General features: G+C 39.6%; 16 protein-coding genes. 14 read left to right on the top strand and 2 right to left on the bottom strand.

What is annotated here, in order from left to right; all coding sequences use genetic code 11:
* Positions 1-64: 64 nt before the first annotated feature.
* The 5 genes from tig to yihA all read left to right on the top strand — a co-directional run bounded on the left by tig (position 65) and on the right by yihA (position 8,127).
* Positions 65-1,357: a trigger factor gene (tig, locus tag I5J82_RS11350; protein WP_198767938.1), complete on the top strand. Its 1,293-nt coding sequence runs from the start codon at positions 65-67 to the stop codon at positions 1,355-1,357.
* A 330-nt stretch (positions 1,358-1,687) separates the two neighbouring features.
* Positions 1,688-2,962, top strand: a complete 1,275-nt coding sequence (gene clpX, locus I5J82_RS11345; RefSeq protein ID WP_191751861.1) for an ATP-dependent protease ATP-binding subunit ClpX — start codon at positions 1,688-1,690, stop codon at positions 2,960-2,962.
* 400 nt (positions 2,963-3,362) lie between these two features.
* Positions 3,363-5,030 carry an ATP-dependent protease LonB gene (gene lonB, locus I5J82_RS11340; RefSeq protein ID WP_198767937.1) on the top strand — a complete coding sequence of 556 codons (1,668 nt, stop codon included), beginning with the start codon at positions 3,363-3,365 and terminating at the stop codon, positions 5,028-5,030.
* 194 nt (positions 5,031-5,224) lie between these two features.
* On the top strand, positions 5,225-7,543 hold the full coding sequence (gene lon / locus I5J82_RS11335; RefSeq protein ID WP_198767936.1) for an endopeptidase La: 2,319 nt from the start codon (positions 5,225-5,227) through the stop codon (positions 7,541-7,543).
* Positions 7,540-8,127, top strand: coding sequence for a ribosome biogenesis GTP-binding protein YihA/YsxC (gene yihA / locus I5J82_RS11330; protein WP_198767935.1), 588 nt, complete (start codon positions 7,540-7,542; stop codon positions 8,125-8,127). Before lon ends, yihA begins: the two co-directional genes overlap by 4 nt.
* A gap of 292 nt (positions 8,128-8,419) precedes the next feature.
* Here the strand turns inward: yihA and I5J82_RS11325 are convergent, their stop codons facing one another.
* Positions 8,420-8,896, bottom strand: a complete 477-nt coding sequence (locus I5J82_RS11325; RefSeq protein ID WP_198767934.1) for a LiaI-LiaF-like domain-containing protein — start codon at positions 8,894-8,896, stop codon at positions 8,420-8,422.
* A 234-nt stretch (positions 8,897-9,130) separates the two neighbouring features.
* Here I5J82_RS11325 and hemA point away from each other — a divergent pair, with 234 nt between their 5' ends.
* From hemA to ysxE, 9 genes are all read left to right on the top strand, one after another.
* Entirely contained in the window at positions 9,131-10,498 is a 1,368-nt protein-coding gene (hemA, locus tag I5J82_RS11320; protein WP_198767933.1) for a glutamyl-tRNA reductase, read from the top strand.
* A 38-nt stretch (positions 10,499-10,536) separates the two neighbouring features.
* Complete coding sequence (locus I5J82_RS11315; RefSeq protein ID WP_144698775.1) at positions 10,537-11,355, top strand: cytochrome C assembly family protein; 819 nt, start codon at positions 10,537-10,539, stop codon at positions 11,353-11,355.
* Between the two features lie 19 nt (positions 11,356-11,374).
* Positions 11,375-12,307, top strand: coding sequence for a hydroxymethylbilane synthase (hemC, locus tag I5J82_RS11310; RefSeq protein ID WP_198767932.1), 933 nt, complete (start codon positions 11,375-11,377; stop codon positions 12,305-12,307).
* On the top strand, positions 12,307-13,059 hold the full coding sequence (locus tag I5J82_RS11305; RefSeq protein ID WP_198767931.1) for a uroporphyrinogen-III synthase: 753 nt from the start codon (positions 12,307-12,309) through the stop codon (positions 13,057-13,059). Before hemC ends, I5J82_RS11305 begins: the two co-directional genes overlap by 1 nt.
* Position 13,060: 1 nt before the next feature.
* Positions 13,061-14,032: a porphobilinogen synthase gene (gene hemB / locus I5J82_RS11300; RefSeq protein ID WP_198767930.1), complete on the top strand. Its 972-nt coding sequence runs from the start codon at positions 13,061-13,063 to the stop codon at positions 14,030-14,032.
* 16 nt (positions 14,033-14,048) lie between these two features.
* Positions 14,049-15,335, top strand: a complete 1,287-nt coding sequence (gene hemL / locus I5J82_RS11295) for a glutamate-1-semialdehyde 2,1-aminomutase (RefSeq protein WP_198767929.1) — start codon at positions 14,049-14,051, stop codon at positions 15,333-15,335.
* Between the two features lie 144 nt (positions 15,336-15,479).
* On the top strand, positions 15,480-17,093 hold the full coding sequence (locus I5J82_RS11290) for a LysM peptidoglycan-binding domain-containing protein (protein WP_198767928.1): 1,614 nt from the start codon (positions 15,480-15,482) through the stop codon (positions 17,091-17,093).
* 14 nt (positions 17,094-17,107) lie between these two features.
* Entirely contained in the window at positions 17,108-18,025 is a 918-nt protein-coding gene (locus I5J82_RS11285; RefSeq protein ID WP_198767927.1) for a hypothetical protein, read from the top strand.
* Complete coding sequence (gene ysxE, locus I5J82_RS11280; protein ID WP_198767926.1) at positions 18,022-19,095, top strand: spore coat protein YsxE; 1,074 nt, start codon at positions 18,022-18,024, stop codon at positions 19,093-19,095. The genes I5J82_RS11285 and ysxE overlap by 4 nt, the downstream gene beginning before the upstream one ends.
* Before the next feature lie 261 nt (positions 19,096-19,356).
* Here the strand turns inward: ysxE and I5J82_RS11275 are convergent, their stop codons facing one another.
* Positions 19,357-19,551 (bottom strand): hypothetical protein, encoded by a 195-nt coding sequence (locus tag I5J82_RS11275; RefSeq protein WP_066396554.1) that lies wholly within the window; start codon positions 19,549-19,551, stop codon positions 19,357-19,359.
* Between the last annotated feature and the right edge of the window lie 47 nt (positions 19,552-19,598).

Here is a 19,598-nt window from a genome sequence, read left to right as displayed (position 1 = left end):
TATAATGGAATGGTTGTAATCTATATGATAGTTATGGAAATACCGATGTTGGAGGGAACATTTAATGACTGCTAAATGGGAAAAGTTAGAAGGTAATCAAGGTGTCTTAACGGTAGAAGTTGAGGCAACTGAAGTAGATACAGCGCTTGACCAAGCGTTCAAAAAAGTTGTAAAGCAAGTAAACGTACCAGGATTCCGTAAAGGGAAAATGCCGCGTAGACTTTTTGAACAACGTTTTGGAGTAGAGTCTCTTTACCAAGATGCTCTAGATATCCTATTGCCAAAAGCATATGGAGACGCTGTACAAGAAGCTGGTATCGAGCCAGTCGATCGTCCAGAAGTTGACATCGAAAAAATGGAACAAGGAAGCAACCTTGTTTTCACAGCTAAAGTAATCGTTAAACCAGAAGTTAAACTTGGTGACTACAAAGGTCTTGAAGTTGAAAAGACTGAAACTGAAGTTACAGATGAGGATGTTCAAAGCGAACTTACTTCTTTACAAGAGCAACAAGCTGAACTTGTTGTTAAAGAAGAGGGTACAGTTGAGAATGGCGATACTGTAAACATCGATTTCGAAGGATTCGTTGATGGCGAAGCTTTCGAAGGTGGAAAAGCTGAGAACTATTCTCTTGAAATCGGATCTGGATCTTTCATCCCAGGTTTTGAAGAGCAATTAGTTGGTGAAAAAGCTGGTGCCGAAAAAGAAGTTAACGTTAACTTCCCTGAAGAGTACCATGCTGAAGAACTAGCTGGTAAACCTGCTGTCTTCAAAGTGAAAATTCACGACATTAAAGCTAAACAACTTCCAGAACTTAATGACGAGTTCGCTAAAGAAGCTGAAGGCGATGCTGAAACTTTAGAAGATCTTAAAAAAGAACTTCGCACAAAGCTTGAAGAGAGCAAAAAGCAAGAAGCTGAAAACAAAACTCGTGAAACAGTTATCGAAAAAGCTTCTGAAAATGCAGAAATCGATATTCCTGAAGCAATGGTAAACACAGAGCTTGACCGTATGGTTCAAGAATTTGGCCAACGTCTTCAAATGCAAGGTATGAATCTTGACCTTTACTACCAGTTCTCTGGTACAAGCGAAGAAGCACTTCGTGAACAAATGAAAGAAGATGCTGGAAAGCGCGTTCGTACTAACCTAGTACTTGAAGCGATCGTTGAAGCTGAAAACATCGAAGTTTCTGAAGAAGAAATCGATGCTGAACTTAGCAAAATGGCTGAAATGTACCAAATGGAAGTAGAACAAATCAAGCAAATGCTTGCTATGCAAGGTGGAAATGATGCGGTAGCAGCTGACTTGAAAGTACGTAAAGCAATCGATTTTCTTGTGGAAAACAGCAAAACTGCTTAATCCCTAATTAAATAAGTTAATAAATTTAAGCAAGGCGCGATCCTTATGTATCGTGCCTTGTTTTGCCATACATATTAAATTTCTATTAAAATACGCATCCTATTTGAAAAACAGGTTTTAAATCTTGCGGTATTGTTCATACTTATATAGAGCGTTACCATACATATTTATTAAGCGTTATTATTTCCGTTTTAATATGGAAGTGTGATACAATCCATTATAATCAACGGAATGCTTACGTAGTAGAAAAGATAATCAGACTTTCCTTCAGAATATATCTGAATTTTAGTCAAGCGTTTCATCCATATTCTCGTTTTAGGGGTGATATCATTGTTTAAGTTTAATGATGAAAAAGGGCAATTAAAATGTTCTTTCTGTGGTAAAACACAAGATCAAGTAAGAAAACTGGTTGCTGGACCAGGTGTATATATTTGTGACGAATGTATCGAACTCTGTACTGAAATTGTAGAAGAAGAATTAGGTACAGAAGAGGATGTAGAACTAAAAGAAGTACCAAAACCAGTAGAAATTCGTAAAATTCTTGACGAGTACGTAATCGGTCAAGGTCAGGCTAAGAAATCTCTTTCTGTAGCCGTTTACAATCATTACAAACGTATAAATTCAACACAAAAATCAGATGAAGTAGAATTGGCGAAAAGTAATATCGCAATGATCGGACCAACAGGAAGTGGTAAGACATTACTTGCTCAAACGTTGGCACGTATCTTAAACGTACCTTTTGCTATTGCTGATGCTACATCTTTAACAGAAGCTGGATATGTTGGTGAGGATGTAGAAAATATCCTTCTCAAATTAATTCAGTCTGCGGACTACGATGTAGAAAAAGCGGAAAAGGGAATCATCTACATTGATGAGATCGATAAGATTGCACGTAAATCTGAAAATCCTTCTATCACAAGAGATGTTTCTGGTGAAGGCGTTCAGCAGGCGCTTCTTAAAATCCTTGAAGGTACAGTAGCTAGTGTACCGCCACAAGGAGGAAGAAAGCATCCTCACCAAGAGTTCATCCAAATTGACACTACAAACATTCTCTTCATTTGTGGTGGAGCCTTTGATGGTATCGAACAAATCATCAAACGCCGTCTTGGTAAGAAAGTGATCGGATTCAGTTCAGAAACGAAACAAGCTGACTTAAAAGCGGGAGAATACTTGTCTAAAGTTCTTCCTGAAGATTTACTTCGCTTTGGTTTGATTCCTGAATTTATCGGTCGTTTACCGGTTATTTCAAACTTAAACCCTCTTGATGAGGAAGCGTTGATCGAAATCTTAACAAAACCTAAGAATGCACTTGTAAAGCAATATCAAAAGTTATTGGATATTGACGGTGTCGAGCTAGAATTTACCGATGAAGCTCTTCGAGAAATTTCTGCTCAAGCCATTGAACGTAAAACAGGAGCGCGTGGACTTCGTTCGATCATTGAAGGAGTTATGCTTGACGTAATGTTTGAGCTGCCTTCTCGTGAAGATGTTGTAAAATGTATCGTAACGAAAGAAACAATCTCAGATAAAGTACCACCAACTCTTGAGTTAGAAGACGGTACGGTTATCGAACAATCAAAAGAAACGCCAAAAGAGAGTGCTTAAAATTGAGACCAGCTTATGCTGGTCTTTTTTGTTTGGGCTAAACCAAGTCAGGAAAAGTTTGTGTTAAAGGCTTTTACTCCTTCAATTTTAAAGTTCTTTCACTTAAGACTGTTTTCTATAAGATTATTGCTTTTGGATGGTTTTGCATTCTTATAAGTTGATTGGAGCGCAAGGTGCGAGACTCCTATCGGACGAGCGGTCAGGTGGAGACTCCTAACAGCACAAAGTGGCAGGAGGCTCACCGCACGCCCCATGGAAAGCGAGCAACCTGGAGCGGAAATCAACTACTTTCAAAATTATCAGTGTATGTGAAATTGTCTTTTTAAAGGTTTGCCGTTTAGTTCACCACCTCCTCGGAGATACTATGATTATCACTACATAGGTACCGGGAGGAAAAACAATGAACTGGACTGGCATAGCATTACTTATTCAATTATTCTTTGGGATTATTATCGGGCTATATTTTTGGAACTTACTACGTAACCAACGTTCTCAAAAAGTAAGTGTGGATAAAGAATCGAGAAAAGAGATGGAGCAGCTAAGAAGAATGCGCGCGATTTCTCTATCAGAACCACTTTCAGAACGTGTTCGACCTGGAAAATTTGAAGATATCATCGGACAAGAAGATGGAATAAAAGCATTGAAAGCTGCTTTGTGTGGACCGAATCCTCAGCATGTTATCGTCTATGGTCCTCCAGGGGTTGGGAAAACAGCTGCAGCACGATTAGTATTAGAAGAAGCGAAGCGAAATCAGTCCTCACCTTTTCGTTCGACAGCTGTCTTTGTAGAGCTAGATGCTACGACTGCCCGTTTTGATGAACGAGGCATCGCGGATCCTCTAATTGGCTCTGTTCATGATCCAATCTACCAAGGTGCTGGAGCTATGGGGCAAGCTGGAATTCCTCAGCCGAAGCAAGGGGCTGTTACGAATGCGCATGGTGGTGTTCTTTTCATTGATGAGATCGGTGAACTCCATCCAATCCAGATGAACAAGTTACTCAAGGTTTTAGAGGATCGTAAGGTTTTTTTAGAAAGTGCTTATTATTCGGAAGAGAACGCGAACATACCACATCATATTCATGATATCTTCCAGAATGGTCTTCCTGCAGATTTCCGAATGATTGGTGCGACTACTCGTATGCCAGAAGAAATACCTCCTGCTATTCGTTCTAGATGTTTGGAAGTGTTCTTTAGAGAATTGCAGCCGGCTGAAATTGAACAGATCGCTAAAAGAGCGGCTGATAAGATTCAGTTAGGAATTGATGATGAATCTTTATCATATATGGCCCAATATGCTAGAAATGGCCGTGAAGCGGTAAATATGATTCAGATCGCAGCTGGTCTTGCCATCACAGAACAACGAAAAAACATTACAAAGAGCGATGTGGAGTGGGTAACACACTCTAGTAGAATGGCTCCAAGACCAGAGAGGAAAATTGGAGTCAAACCAAAGATTGGATTAGTGAATGGTCTTGCCGTATACGGTCCAACAAGCGGGGCGTTGCTTGAGATTGAAACAACCGTACTGCCTGCAAAGAAACAAGGTTCCATTACAATTACAGGAATAGCAGAAGAAGAGAGTATCGGGAATCAATCTAAGTCTATTCGAAGAAAAAGTATGGCAAAAGGTTCAGTGGAAAACGTTATAACTGTACTTCGATACATGGGAGTTGATGCATCGATGTATGATATCCACGTGAACTTTCCAGGTGGTGGCCCAGTAGATGGTCCATCAGCGGGTATAGCGATTGCCTCTTCTATCTACTCAGCTATTCACAACATTAAAATAGACCATGAAATTGCAATGACTGGGGAGATCAGCATCCACGGTAAAGTGAAACCAGTCGGTGGTGTGATGGCTAAAATCTTGGCTGCAAAAGATGCAGGTGCAAAACGTGTTCTTATTCCGTTTGAGAATAACCAAAAGATTTTTGATACGATTAAAGACGTAGAGATCATTCCAGTAAAAAAACTTTCAGAAGTGTTTCAACACGCATTCTTAGATGATGGTGAAGAGCAATCCATCCCTGCGTCTGCTGCCTTAAACTCCCCTCCTTCTTCTGTATAAGGAGAAGTAGGGAGTTTCTTTTTGTTCAGAAAATAGGACGCTGAAAATTTTCTAACAACTAAGGAGAGCGTTTTATTAGGTGTTTTCTTACAATCCGAAGCTTACATTAGACAAAGTTAAGCATTATCGGTAGAATTGTACAAAGACTAAGCATATAATTAATGATTACATAGCAGTTTTCGGAGGTGTTTTTAATGGGGGAAAAACGAGTTCTTCCGCTCCTCCCTCTTCGCGGATTGTTGGTTTATCCAACAATGGTACTTCATTTAGATGTAGGAAGAGAAAAATCTATTCAAGCGCTTGAAAAAGTCATGCTTGATGATCAAATGATCTTTCTATCAACTCAAAAAGAAGTTTCTATTGAAGATCCAGCACAAGAGGAAATTTATCATGTAGGAACGTTGTCAAAAGTAAATCAGATGCTCAAACTGCCTAATGGCACAATCAGAGTACTTGTTGAAGGTATTAAACGCGGAGAAATTACTTCGTTCACGGACGAGAAGACCCATGTAGAAGTAGAAGTTGAACTAACGGATGATATTGAAGTGAAAGAAGCCGAAACGGAAGCTCTCATGAGAGCAGTTCTGGCTCAATTCGAACAATACATAAACCTATCAAAAAAAGTAACGCCTGAAACACTTGCCTCAGTTCAAGATATTACTGAACCTGGACGTTTGGCAGATGTTATTTCTTCGCATCTTTCTCTAAAGATTAAAGAAAAACAAAAAATCCTTGAGATTTTTGATGTGAAAGAAAGACTTGAGCACTTGCTGGACCTTTTAAACAATGAAAAAGAAGTACTAGGTCTAGAAAAGAAAATCGGTCAACGCGTTAAAAAGGCGATGGAAAAAACGCAAAAAGAATATTATCTGCGTGAACAGATGAAAGCAATCCAAAAAGAGCTTGGTGATAAAGAAGGTAAAGTTGGGGAAGTAAGTTCACTCAAAGAACGTATTGAGTCCTCTGATATGCCTGAGACGGTCATGGAGCTTGCAAAAAAAGAACTAGACCGTTATGAAAAGATGCCAAACTCTTCAGCTGAGAGCTCTGTTATCAGAACATACATTGAGTGGCTTGTTAATCTGCCTTGGAAACAAGAGACGATAGATAATCTGGATATTCCACATGCAGAAACGGTTCTTAACGAAGATCATTATGGTCTTGAAAAAGTAAAGGACAGAGTCTTAGAATATCTTGCTGTTCAGAAACTGACAAATTCACTAAAAGGTCCGATTCTTTGTTTAGTTGGACCACCAGGTGTAGGTAAAACATCATTAGCCAGATCGATTGCACGTGCCATCGGCAGAAATTTTGTACGAATTTCTCTTGGTGGTGTGAGAGACGAAGCAGAGATCAGAGGGCACCGAAGAACATATGTGGGAGCGATGCCAGGCCGTTTGATTCAAGGTATGAAAAAAGCCGGGACGATTAATCCCGTATTCTTACTTGATGAGATTGATAAGATGTCGAGTGATTTTAGAGGAGATCCTTCCTCTGCGATGCTTGAAGTGTTAGATCCGGAACAGAACAGCACCTTCAGCGATCACTATATCGAAGAGCCATATGATCTATCAAAAGTCATGTTCGTTACAACAGCCAATTCTCTCTCTACAATTCCAGGGCCGTTATTAGATAGAATGGAAGTTATTTCGATCGCTGGTTATACAGAGGTTGAAAAGCTGCATATCTCTAAGAATCATTTGATTCCAAAACAGCTTAAGGAACATGGACTAAAGAAAAGCCAGATTCAGTTTAAGGATGATTCTATTCTAAAGCTGGTCCGCAATTATACACGCGAAGCGGGTGTGCGTAATCTTGAGCGTCAAATTGCAGGATTATGCAGAAAAGCAGCAAAACAGATTGTTTCAGCTGAAAAGAAAAAGGTTGTACTTTCTGCTAAAAACCTTGAAGATTATCTAGGTAAGCCTCGTTTCCGTTATGGTCAAGCAGAACTTGAAGACCAAATTGGTGCAGCGACAGGATTAGCTTATACGACAGCTGGTGGGGATACTCTCTCAATTGAAGTAGCACTATCACCGGGTAAGGGCAAACTGATCTTAACGGGTAAGTTAGGTGATGTTATGAAAGAATCTGCTCAAGCCGCATTAAGCTACGTTCGCACGAAGGTGGAAGAGCTTGGAATCGATCATGATTTCTATGAAAAAACAGATATCCATATACATGTTCCTGAAGGAGCAACACCAAAAGATGGTCCTTCAGCTGGAATAACGATTGCCACAGCATTAGTATCAGCACTAACGAAAAGACCAGTTAGAAAAGATGTAGGAATGACAGGGGAGATCACGCTTAGAGGACGTGTGTTGCCAATTGGTGGTTTAAAAGAAAAATCATTAAGTGCACATCGAGCAGGAATCAAAACCATTATACTTCCGAAAGAAAACGAAAAAGACATTGAAGATATTCCACAATCAGTTAAAGAGGGATTATCTTTTATAACCGTATCTCATTTAGATGAGGTATTAAAAGTTGCATTAGCAGGTGATAGAAAGTGAAAGTAAATACAGCGGAAATCGTAATTTCAGCAGTTGGACCAAAACAATATCCGGAAGGCAATCTTCCGGAAATTGCTTTGGCAGGACGCTCGAATGTAGGAAAATCGTCTTTTATTAATAAGATGATTCACAGAAAAAACTTAGCCCGTACATCTTCAAAACCAGGGAAAACGCAAACGTTAAACTTCTATATTCTAAACGAAAGTTTTTATTTTGTGGATGTACCTGGTTATGGCTTTGCTAAAGTGTCAAAAACAGAACGCGAAGCTTGGGGTAAGATGATCGAGCAGTATCTCGTTGAACGTGATCAGTTAAAAGCAGTTGTTCAGCTCGTAGACCTTAGACATGCACCATCTAAAGATGATGTGTTAATGTACGATTGGCTTAAATATCACGAGCTTCCGGTTATCGTGGTGGCAACAAAAAGTGATAAGATCCCAAAAGGAAAATGGGACAAGCATAAAAAAGTAGTCAAGGAAACATTAAACATGGACAAGAACGATAAGATCGTTCTATTCTCATCTGAAACAGGACACGGAAAAGATGAAGCATGGGGCGTACTAAATTCTTATCTTTCTAAATAATGACTATTAAAAATCTGTTAGCATGACGCCTCATTGCTAAAAGATTATGGCTTTTAAATCTTTTTTTTACTTCTTTGATTGTTGATTGGAGTGGAAGGTTCGAGACTCCTGCGGGACAGGCCGGCAGGTGAGACACTTATACGTGTAGCGTACGAATGTGGCTCACCGCCTGCCCCGCGGAAAGCGAGCAACCTGAAATGGAAATCAACTACTTTAAAAGCAACTATGAATGTGAAAACAGCCTTAACATAAAAACCCTCTATGTTTTTTTTACATAGAGGGTTTTGTGTTTCTATTTCTTTTTAAAGAACATAAGGTAAGCACCGATGACCATTAAGATAATAGGCCAAAAATCTTCAGCTTTAACAAATATATTTTCTACAGAAGGGGTATTACTCTTAAAGAAGAGTAGCCAAAGGGCTAAAAGCGATAACAATACCCCAGGGATGAGTCCCTCTTTTGTTTTTCGATATTGAATCAGAAATGATATGCCTGCTAGTAAAACGATAACTTGAAGCGGTTCTGGCCATGTGGCAACTTTTGCTGCAGCGTGAAAATGTACGCCTAATCCTGTTAAGAATACACCTGAGAAAATACTTGAAGATTCTTTTCCCGAACCAGATTGGAATAGAAGAGCTATACCAATGATGATTAATATACTTGGCCAAGTCAGATACGGTTGAAGCAGTTCAATGTTCATTCTATTCGCAAAATAGAATAATCCAATTCCGAGTAAAATGATGCCGCTGAATGTGTTTCTTTGTTTCATAATGCCTCCATCTTAAACGTAAACCTTTGCTAAATTGGTCGATTTTTGTTATTTTTAATAATGGTGCTAAGTTTTAGTAATTATGGTTATCCTAAAACTGCTGATGACACACCAAAAAGATAATAAATACATCATAGCATAAACGTTTAAATTCTGTTCACATTATTGGATATTCCGTATTTTGGGACATGTTATAATTAGTAATGAACATACATAATTAAGGGAGGTGAGCGCATGCATATTCTAGTGGTTGGACTTAATTACAAAACGGCACCCGTAGAAATTCGGGAAAAAGTTTCTTTTCAGCCCTCTGAATTAACGGATGCGATCTCTACACTCCGAAAACAAAAAAGTATACTTGAATGTGTAATCGTTTCAACGTGCAACCGTACTGAGATCTATGCTGTTGCCGATCAGCTTCATACCGGAAGATACTACATCAAATCTTTTTTGGCGGACTGGTTTTCAATTGATAAAGAAGAACTTTCACCATTCTTGAGCATTAGAGACGGAGAAGCAGCTGTAGAACATCTATTCCGTGTAGCTGCAGGCTTGGACTCTATGGTTATCGGTGAAACTCAAATCCTTGGTCAAGTAAGAGATGGATTCTTAGAATCACAGAAACTTGATGCGACAGGAACAATATTTAATAAACTAATGAAACAAGCGATCACATTTGCTAAGAGATGTCATTCAGAAACAGACATCGGTGAAAATGCGGTATCGGTTAGCTATGCGGCTGTTGAACTCGCAAAAAAAATCTTTGGTGGCCTCCAAGATAAAACCATCTTAATCGTTGGTGCGGGCAAGATGGGTGAGCTTACAGCGAAACATCTGCATGCGAGTGGAGGAAACGAAGTACTTGTTATTAACCGAACTTTTGAAAAGGCGCAAGAGGTAGCTGAAAAGTTTCATGGTACAGCACATCCTTTTGAAGAACTAGAAAGTTTGCTCATAAAAGCAGATATCGTGATATCTTCTACAGGTGCCAGTGAATTTGTCATTACAAAGAAAATGGCTGCACCAGCTATTAAGAAACGTAAAGGTCTTCCATTGTTCATGGTAGATATTGCAGTACCTCGTGACCTCGATCCTGAGCTTCATGATTTAGACAGCGTCTTTCTATATGATATTGATGACTTAGAAGGTATCGTAGAGTCGAATCTTGCTGAACGAATGAAAGAAGCAGAAAAGATCGAGATTATGATCGAGGCTGAAATTGTAGCTTTTCAATCTTGGATTTCGATGCTTGGTGTAGTGCCGTTAATTTCTGCATTACGAGAAAAGGCATTAAACATTCAAGCAGAAACCATGCAAAGCATCGAGCGTAAGCTGCCGGATCTAACGGATCGAGAAAGAAAAATTTTAAGCAAACATACGAAGAGTATCGTGAATCAATTGCTTCGTGATCCTGTGACTAGAGCCAAAGAGATGGCTGGTGAACCAGGAGCTGAAGAACAGTTGCAATTATTTACCGAAATTTTCGGACTACAAGATTATTTGGATAAACAGAAGCAGTTGGAAACAGCATTTGCTGCAAACGTCGAAGAGAAGTCTTCACTAACAGATGAAGTGGTTCCTTCGGCTGTAGTAAGAACTTAAGCTCTCGTTTCCCTCGAGCTCATGGAGTGTGAGCAAAAATGAATTGGATATATGATCTTACTATCGTTCTATATGCACTTAGCATCATAGGCTATTTTATAGATTTTCTTCAAAACAACCGGAAAGCAAACCGATTTGCTTTCTGGTTGCTTTCTATTGTCTGGGTACTTCAAACGGTCTTTTTTGTGTTAAGGATGCTGAAAGATCAACGGTTTCCAATATTAACACCCTCAGAAGGCCTGTTTTTTTATGCGTGGATCCTCGTGACGTTCTCAGTTGTCATGAGCAGGTTTTTCCGTGTTGATTTTCTTGTGTTTTTTACGAATATTCTTGGTTTCTTGCTCGTTTCGATCCACTTGTTTGCTCCAACAGGACAAGCGAGTGCAGTGCTTGAGAAACAGCTGATCTCTGAATTATTAATCATCCATATAACGATGGCTTTTATCTCATACGGTGCATTCTCGCTCTCTTTTATATTCTCGTTCATGTACCTGCTACAGCATGGCATGTTGAAACGAAAGAAATGGAGCAAAAGACTGCAGCGTTTTGGGAGTCTATCATATTTAGAGAAGCTCTCTTTTCGCTTGAATACGATCGGAGTGCCGTTGCTCTTGCTTAGTCTAATATTGGGAGTTGTATGGGCATTCTGGAAAATAAGTGACTTTACACTTCTTGATGCCAAAGTCATCTCGTCATTTATTGTCCTTTTGGTTTACAGTACTTACCTCTATCAAAAGGTTGGAAGAGGTGTGCAAGGTAAAACGTTAGCGCTTTGGAACGCTGCAGCCTTCCTAGTCGTTTTGATCAACTACTTTTTAGCGTCGACGTTCACTGAGTTTCACCTTTGGTATAAGTAAAGAATAGGAGATTCATATCATGAGAAAAATTATAGTAGGTTCAAGAAGAAGTAAGTTAGCGATCACACAGACAAACTGGGTGATCGAGCAATTAAAAAAATCAGGAATGCCTTTTGAATTTGAAGTAAAAGAGATCGTAACAAAAGGAGATATTATTCTTGATGTTACACTCTCAAAAGTCGGCGGAAAAGGTTTATTCGTTAAAGAGATTGAACAAGCGATGTTAGATAAAGAGATTGATATTGCCGTTCATAGCATGAAGGATATGCCATCTGAACTGCCGGAGGGACTCGAGATCGGCTGTACACCTAAACGCGTTGATCCGAGAGATGCTCTAATATCTGAAAAGTATTCTTCGTTAAGAGAGCTTCCTGCTGGTGCTATTGTAGGGACGAGCTCACTAAGAAGAGCGGCACAGCTTCTAAACAGACGTCCAGATCTAACGATTAAATCTATTCGAGGTAATATTGATACGCGTCTTAACAAGCTAAAGTCTGGTGAGTTTGATGCGATCATCTTAGCAGCTGCAGGACTTGAACGAATGGGCTGGTCTACAGATGTTGTTACGGAATACTTAGACATCGACCTGTGTCTCCCTGCTGTAGGACAAGGTTCATTAGCTATTGAGTGCAGAAGTGAAGATCTTGAAGTAAAAGAATTATTAGCTACACTAAACGATGCATATACGTTTGACACAGTTACAGCAGAACGCTCTTTTCTAAACACGTTAGAAGGCGGCTGCCAAGTTCCGATCGCGGCATTTGCTACGATGGATGAGAACCAAGAAGTTTCTTTAACGGGCCTTGTTGCAGATCCTGAAGGGAAAACGGTATTAAAAGAAATGAGATCAGGCAAAGACCCGCACCGTGTGGGTGTAGAGTTAGCTGAAGATTTAAAGATATTAGGTGCGAAAACCATACTAGATGCAGTAAAAAAGGATTTAAATTCGTAATGAATACTTCTATAGGACCATTAGCAGGTAAGAGAATACTTGTTACACGGCCGAAAGAGCAAGCAGAGCCATTGATCTCACACATACAAGAGAACGGTGGTATCCCTCTTTCCTTTCCTATTGTCTCTATAAAAGGTGTTAAGAACGATAATTCGCAGTCTTTGCTAAAAAATTTATCGTCTTATCAATGGATTGTTTTTACGAGCAAAAATGGAGTAGATTACTTTTTTCAATTGCTTTCTGATTGTAATCTCACACTGAGTAATGTTAAGTTTGCCACAGTTGGTGAAAAAACAGCTGAATCATTAAGAAACAGAGGGATCGCATCTATTCTTGTGCCCGAACATTATCATGCTGAAAGCCTAGTGAAGACGTTAAAAAAACACGTCTTATCACATGAAAGAATTCTATTTCCAAAAGGGAATCTAGCTCCATCTTTTATTAAAGAGGAGTTAAAGGAAACAGCACAGGTAGAAGAACTAGTGGTCTACAAAACTGAATCGGAAGATGATTTAGATTGGTCGCTCGTATATCAAGCTGATTGCCTGTTTTTTATGAGCCCTTCTGCTGTGACCTTCATGAGTAGTGGGATAAAAACAGAGGAAGTTTATGAAAAGCCTGTGATCTGTGTTGGACCAACAACGAAAAGTGCTGCAGAAGAATGCGGATTTCAACATGTTTTAATGCCTACACAATTTACCGCAGAAGATATGGTGAACTGCGCCATTTCTTATTTTCAAGGAGGAAGTTAATATGAATTTTCAGCGTCATCGCCGTTTAAGAAAATCAGCATCCATGCGTTCATTAGTGCGTGAAACGCATCTTCATGTCTCTGATTTTATCTATCCATTGTTCTTTGTTGAAGGAGAGAACGTAAAAAAAGAAGTCCCTTCCATGCCAGGTGTGTATCATCTGTCATTAGACCTTCTTCAAGAAGAGGTAAAAGAAATTGAAAGTCTTGGCATTCAGTCTATTATCGTTTTTGGGGTACCTGCTGAGAAAGACGAATGCGGAAGTTCAGCTTATGATCATAATGGAATTGTACAAAAAGCGATCTCGCAAATTAAAGAAGTTGCGCCATCACTAACTGTAATAGCAGACACTTGTTTATGCCAATTTACAGACCATGGACACTGTGGTGTGATTGAAAATGGTGAAGTGTTGAATGATGAAACCTTAACGCTTCTAGCAAAAACAGCTGTATCACAAGCTAAAGCTGGAGCAGACATCATCGCACCTTCAAATATGATGGACGGCTTTGTTGCAGCAATCAGACAAGGGCTTGATGAAGCTGGTTTCTATGATGTTCCGATTATGTCTTATGCCGTTAAATATGCATCATCTTTTTATGGTCCGTTTCGTGATGCAGCGCATAGTACACCACAGTTTGGTGATAGAAAAACGTATCAGATGGATCCGGCGAACCGACTTGAAGCCCTCAGAGAGGCAGAATCAGACGTCGCTGAAGGCGCTGACTTCTTAATGGTAAAACCAGCCCTATCTTACCTTGATATTCTAAGAGAATTAAAAGACCGATATCCTCTACCATTAGTAGCTTACAACGTGAGTGGAGAGTATTCCATGATTAAAGCAGCTGCTATCAACGGATGGGTAGATGAGAAGAGCATCGTATTAGAGAAACTGATCTCTATGAAACGAGCAGGAGCAGATCTGATCATTACGTATTTTGCTAAAGATGCTGCAAGATGGCTGAATGAAAAATAAGGAAAGAGGTGTTGGTATGAGAAGCTTTGAAAAATCGGTAGCTGCTTTTCAAGAAGCGAAAGAAGTTATGCCTGGAGGAGTTAACAGCCCTGTACGTGCATTTAAATCTGTAAAAATGGATCCTGTTTTTATGGAACGCGGAAAAGGGTCAAAGATCTATGATATCGATGGTAACGAATATATCGATTATGTATTGTCATGGGGACCCTTAATTCTAGGACATGCTGATGATCAAGTAGTGGAGGCGCTTAAGCAAACTGCTGAACTGGGAACAAGTTTTGGTGCTCCGAATGAAATGGAGACGAAGCTAGCAAAACTTGTGATCGATCGTGTTCCATCGATCGAAGTTGTTCGTATGGTTAACTCAGGTACAGAAGCTACGATGAGTGCACTTCGTTTAGCACGGGGATACACAGGAAGAAGTAAGATCGTTAAATTTGAAGGCTGTTACCACGGACACGGTGACTCCTTATTGATCAAAGCAGGCTCAGGTGTAGCAACACTTGGTCTTCCGGATTCTCCAGGGGTTCCAGAAGGTATCGCCCAAAACACGATAACGGTTCCATACAATGATCTTGAAAGCTTGCAAGTAGCTTTTGATCAATTTGGAGAAGATATTGCTTGTGTGATTGTAGAACCAGTCGCAGGTAACATGGGTGTCGTTCCTCCACAAAAAGGGTTTTTAGAAGGCGTTCGTAAAATAACTGAACAACACGGATCTTTATTAATCTTTGACGAAGTAATGACAGGCTTCCGAGTGGATTATGAATGTGCACAAGGCTATTTTGGAGTAACGCCTGACCTAACTTGTTTAGGAAAAGTAATTGGTGGCGGCCTACCTGTTGGTGCTTATGGTGGTAAACGAGAAATTATGGAACAAATCGCACCAAGCGGACCGATCTATCAAGCAGGAACGTTATCAGGAAACCCGCTTGCGATGGCTGCAGGTTATGCGACCCTTTCTCAACTTACAAAAGAGAGTTACACCTATTTCCAAAAACTCGGAGATCAACTAGCTTCAGGAATCTCTGAAGCTGCTGAGCATTATGGTGTGGCACATACGATCAACCGTGCAGGAAGTATGATCGGCTTCTTTTTCACGAATCAAGATGTGATCAACTACGAAACGGCTAAGCAATCTAATTTAGATCACTTTAATGCATGCTTCAAAACGATGCTTCAAGAAGGCATCTCGCTGCCTCCTTCACAATTTGAAGGATTATTCTTATCAACTGCTCATACAGAAGAAGATATTAATAAAACAATTGCAGCGTTTAGAAAGGCCTTCTCACAATTAAAATAGTCATATATTGTAGCGTCCGCTTTTTTCAGCGGACGCTATTTTTGTTTTTTTAGAACCTCTTACCTAATAAAAATCATATTTCGTCCTGTTCACTCATACACCTATATTGTATAACTATATGCAACCTGAAAGGAGGAGAAGGGCATGAGTCAATCGAAGCTGCGTTTCTCCATTGAGGAGTCTGTTTGGCTAAAGAAGGGACAGGAAGTAGCTGAAGTTTTGTCGATGTCACTAGATCCTGAGATTCATATCACAGAGGAAGCCGGGCAGGTTTATATCAAGGGAGCCCTTATTTTAAATGGCAGATACCGCTGTGAAAAGCAAGAACAGAATGAAGGTATAACAGATCAAAATATGCTCTCTGAGAGTATGTCTTACCGCTCTCTTACTCAACTGAATGTGGCAGAAGATGGGATGACAGATCTTGTGCATCGTTTTCCAGTGGATATAACCATTCCGTCGTATCGTGTAGAGGATGCAAATGAGGTAAAAGTGGAAGTCGAATCGTTTGAATATGAGCTGCCAAACTCAACTTGCTTTGAGCTTTCAGCATCGATCTGTATTTACGGTATAAAAGATGAAAAACAGCGCCAGGAAAGTCCTGTATACGAACTTCCGAAAGAAGGGGTACGAACTACTGCCGTGGAAGAAAGGTCTATGCAGAAAGAAGAGAAACAAGATATTTTTACACCTTTTCAGTTTGAAGCACGTCAGAGTGGGGGTGTACCATCACAATCTTCACACCTTAATGAATTTGCAGCAAGGTTTGATGAGAAGGAAGCTGACGTTCGTGCTGAGAATAAAACACTATATGAGTTTAAACCGCACTTTGAGGCACAAGATGATCGGACGATGGAAGCTACCTTTGATTCATTAAAAGCTATTGCGTTCTCAATGGACCACACAAGAAACAATAATTCTGCATCATTAGATGAGATTGCGGATTCGGATGAAGAGAATTCACAGCTTTATGGTGAAGTAGAAGAAATGGAAGAAAATAATGAAACAGAAGCTTATGATCACGTAGAAGGTGATTATGAGAGCTATGATGCTTCTTATCAAGAAGAAGCAGATGATTCACAATCTAACTATCCTCAGTATGAAGAAACCTATCAAGATACGAATAGACCATACACTTACAATCCATATCAGCAGCACGAAGCTTACCAGCAGCAGGCTTCGTATCAGAATCAAGGCGGGTATCAGCAGGATGATGAATACCAGCAGCACGAAGCATATCAACAGCAAGATGCTTATCAGCAACAAGAAGCATATCAGCAACAAGAAGCATATCAACAGCAAGATGCTTATCAGCAGCAATCCAATCAGTACGAAAATTATCAATATCAGCAAAATGCTGCACAACGTCCTTCGTACCAGTATGGTGAGCAATCGTATGAAGCTGAGCAGGAATACGAGAATATAAGTTACAACGAAGCAGAAGAAGACCAAGAGACCACTTATGAATCCTACGATACGAGTTATGAAGAATATGAGACTGAAGCAGAACCGATGGAAATGAATAAAGAGCGTGAAGAACCAAGAGACGAAAATGCGCTTTATTTAACAAAGATGCTTTCTGCTAAAGAAGATCGTTTTTCTAAAATGAAAATGTATATTCTTCAACGTGGAGATTCTTTAGAACACATCTGTGAAAGATATGATATCTCATTGAATACACTCATGCGTATGAACCAACTGCAGCAAGGTGAGGTATCCGAAGGGCAGATCATATATATCCCAGTAAGTTCACGTTAAGTTGAGGTGCTATTATGGAGCTGATCAACACCTTAGAAAAAGAATATGAACTTTATGGGATACGGTGGAAAGAAAGACCACATCTGATCATGACTGATTATGGAGAAAAACGTATCCGTTATTGGAGTGAAAAAGAAAATTTACATTGGCACATAAGATGGCGCGATGAGTCTTCGAAAGGCTCTAGCGCCGTGCCAGATCGTATGATTCGTACTAAAAGCGGTGAACCTGCCATAAAATATGGAAACAGATGGCTTACTGTTCATGATCATACAGAAGAATTGTTTGGTTGTGAAGACGTAGAACGTTGGGGACAATTCATTGGAACATTACTAAATACGGCAATGTCTTCGGATAAACAAGATGTTTTCTGTAAACAAACCAGACAGCCTGTTTTTGATCTAAAATCTTGTATTACGCTTACTCAAAAGTATTTAGAAGCAAACTTTCAATGTATGGTTACAAGTATAAAAGAGAGTAAGCAACGATTAGAATTTTCCCGTGCAATTAAAAATAAAGTAAAAAATCATGCATTACCTGTTCTTGATCAGGAGCTCAGCGTAAAGAATGGCAGAAAAATTTTTCATTTTTTATTTTATCAAGGTAGTGAAGCTTTACCCATCAAAGGATATCTACCACTTCGTAAGTTTTTGGTTGAGTGGCTGGAACAAACTTCTCCTTCATCATTAAAACTTCTGTTAACGGAGGTGAATAAGCATTTTTCTTTAGAACGCGAGCAAGGGTTGTTACTTTTAGCTGAAGTCGTTACGCCTTGGGAACTGTATGATTGTTTAGATCAATTGGATAACAGCTCCTTAGAAAGAATGGTAGACGGCTTGAAGAAGTATGAAGATTGCTGGGAAAGTAATCGAATATTGGTCAAAACGGTAACCGAATGGTTTGATGAAAAAAGAAGGAAGGTGGCCCTATGACAACGGAAAAAGAAACATTAAATTACGGGCCCGTCCTTTTTCATTATGATCTATTTCCTGAAAAGTTAGAGCAGCATGGGAAAGTAAAGAAGGTCATAACGAAAAGGGGTACATTTGCACTGAAAGAAGCAGAGATGACAGAGGACGAAAGAAGTTGGTTTACGCATGTGATTCAGCGTCTCTCTGAGATTGGTTTTCATCAGGTCGTTCCTCTGTATCCAACAAAGTTTGGCGATTATACGGTTCAGTTAGGATCTAGAACGTATTATTTAATGCCGTGGTTTGCGTCTGATGAAAGAAATGAGAGAGCGAAAGACGAAGTTCTTATTGATCACTTAGGAAAGATCCATGCGTTAACACTGAAGGAGCAAGACTTTTCGAATGAAGTGGTCGAACATTCGTATCAATATCTCATGAACAGATGGGAAAACAGGCAATATGAGATGGAGAGATTTACGGAAGAAGCAGAACAGAAAACGTATATGTCTCCCTTTGAACTAACGTATCTCAGTCACTTTCATCAAATTATGAGAATGACAGAAGAAGCGAAAAGAAGATTGAAAGAGTGGTATGAAACGTGTCAAAGAGAGAAACGTTACCGGAGCGTACTTTGTCACGGAAAGGTTTCAAGAAATCACCTGATCTTTAATCCAACTGGAGAAGGTCATCTACTCAATTTTGAAAAAGCCGTTCTGGATACGCCAATTAGAGACTTAGCGGTTTATTTTAGAAGAGCGGCACATCAAAAAGAATGGACTCCCGAAGAAGGAAAATCGTTATTAGATCTGTATGAAAAACATGTTCCATTGCTAAATGAAGAAAGAGGATTATTAATTAGTTATTTATCTTATCCTGAACCTGTTTTTAATGCAGTAGATCTTTATTGTATGAAACGAAACGATTATTCTCAAATTGAAATGGTGCATAGGCTTGAGAGCAGAATAAGAGCAATGAAAAAAATCCGGGATTTCTGTGATGCGATTATGATGGCTCCCCCACCTGCACCTTTAGAACAAACAGATTCTATGCCAACAAAAATTCACATAAATGATGAAGGAGATCACATATAACGACTATATGTGATCTTTTTTTTATAAGGCTGTTTTCGTAAACTTTGTTGCTTTTGAAAGTGTTGATTTCCGTTCCAGGCTGCTCGCTTTCCACGGGGCAGGCGGTGAGCCACATTCGTACGTTTCACTCTTAAGTGTCTCACCTGCCCACCTGCCCCGTAGGAGTCTCGCACCTTCCACTACAATCAATTGTCAAAGGTGACAAGGAGTTTAAAAGCAACAATCTTTTAGAAAAGAGCGTTAAATAACAAACGATACAGGTTAAAGAACATCATAAGCGAAACATACATGGAGGATCACTAAAGTTAAAAGGATGATAAAATCAACAGCAGATGGAAACAGTATCGTCCTTAAAAGCTGAAAGACAATAAGTGGCGCAGTCAATTGTCCGATTGTTTGTTTAAGGGTAACAAACCACCCTGGAAATCGCGTTTTTCGAAAATACTTTCTAGACAAGACAAGCCCTCCATTCGCCCATTTTTTATAATTTATGCAACAGAATG

Origin of the sequence: Fictibacillus halophilus, assembly GCF_016401385.1 — a bacterium.
GTDB lineage: Bacteria > Bacillota > Bacilli > Bacillales > Fictibacillaceae > Fictibacillus > Fictibacillus halophilus.
The sequence above is the reverse complement of the archived record's forward strand: the minus strand, read 5'-3'. Positions and strand labels throughout refer to the sequence as shown.

Coding starts and splice junctions, on each gene's coding strand:
- hemL (WP_198767929.1), top strand. CDS start 14,049: ATGAGAAGCTTTGAAAAATCGGTAGCTGCTTTTCAAGAAGCGAAAGAA.
- lonB (WP_198767937.1), top strand. CDS start 3,363: ATGAACTGGACTGGCATAGCATTACTTATTCAATTATTCTTTGGGATT.
- I5J82_RS11285 (WP_198767927.1), top strand. CDS start 17,108: ATGGAGCTGATCAACACCTTAGAAAAAGAATATGAACTTTATGGGATA.
- I5J82_RS11315 (WP_144698775.1), top strand. CDS start 10,537: ATGAATTGGATATATGATCTTACTATCGTTCTATATGCACTTAGCATC.
- I5J82_RS11290 (WP_198767928.1), top strand. CDS start 15,480: ATGAGTCAATCGAAGCTGCGTTTCTCCATTGAGGAGTCTGTTTGGCTA.
- ysxE (WP_198767926.1), top strand. CDS start 18,022: ATGACAACGGAAAAAGAAACATTAAATTACGGGCCCGTCCTTTTTCAT.
- hemB (WP_198767930.1), top strand. CDS start 13,061: ATGAATTTTCAGCGTCATCGCCGTTTAAGAAAATCAGCATCCATGCGT.
- lon (WP_198767936.1), top strand. CDS start 5,225: ATGGGGGAAAAACGAGTTCTTCCGCTCCTCCCTCTTCGCGGATTGTTG.
- I5J82_RS11325 (WP_198767934.1), bottom strand. CDS start 8,896: ATGAAACAAAGAAACACATTCAGCGGCATCATTTTACTCGGAATTGGA.
- hemA (WP_198767933.1), top strand. CDS start 9,131: ATGCATATTCTAGTGGTTGGACTTAATTACAAAACGGCACCCGTAGAA.
- tig (WP_198767938.1), top strand. CDS start 65: ATGACTGCTAAATGGGAAAAGTTAGAAGGTAATCAAGGTGTCTTAACG.
- hemC (WP_198767932.1), top strand. CDS start 11,375: ATGAGAAAAATTATAGTAGGTTCAAGAAGAAGTAAGTTAGCGATCACA.
- I5J82_RS11305 (WP_198767931.1), top strand. CDS start 12,307: ATGAATACTTCTATAGGACCATTAGCAGGTAAGAGAATACTTGTTACA.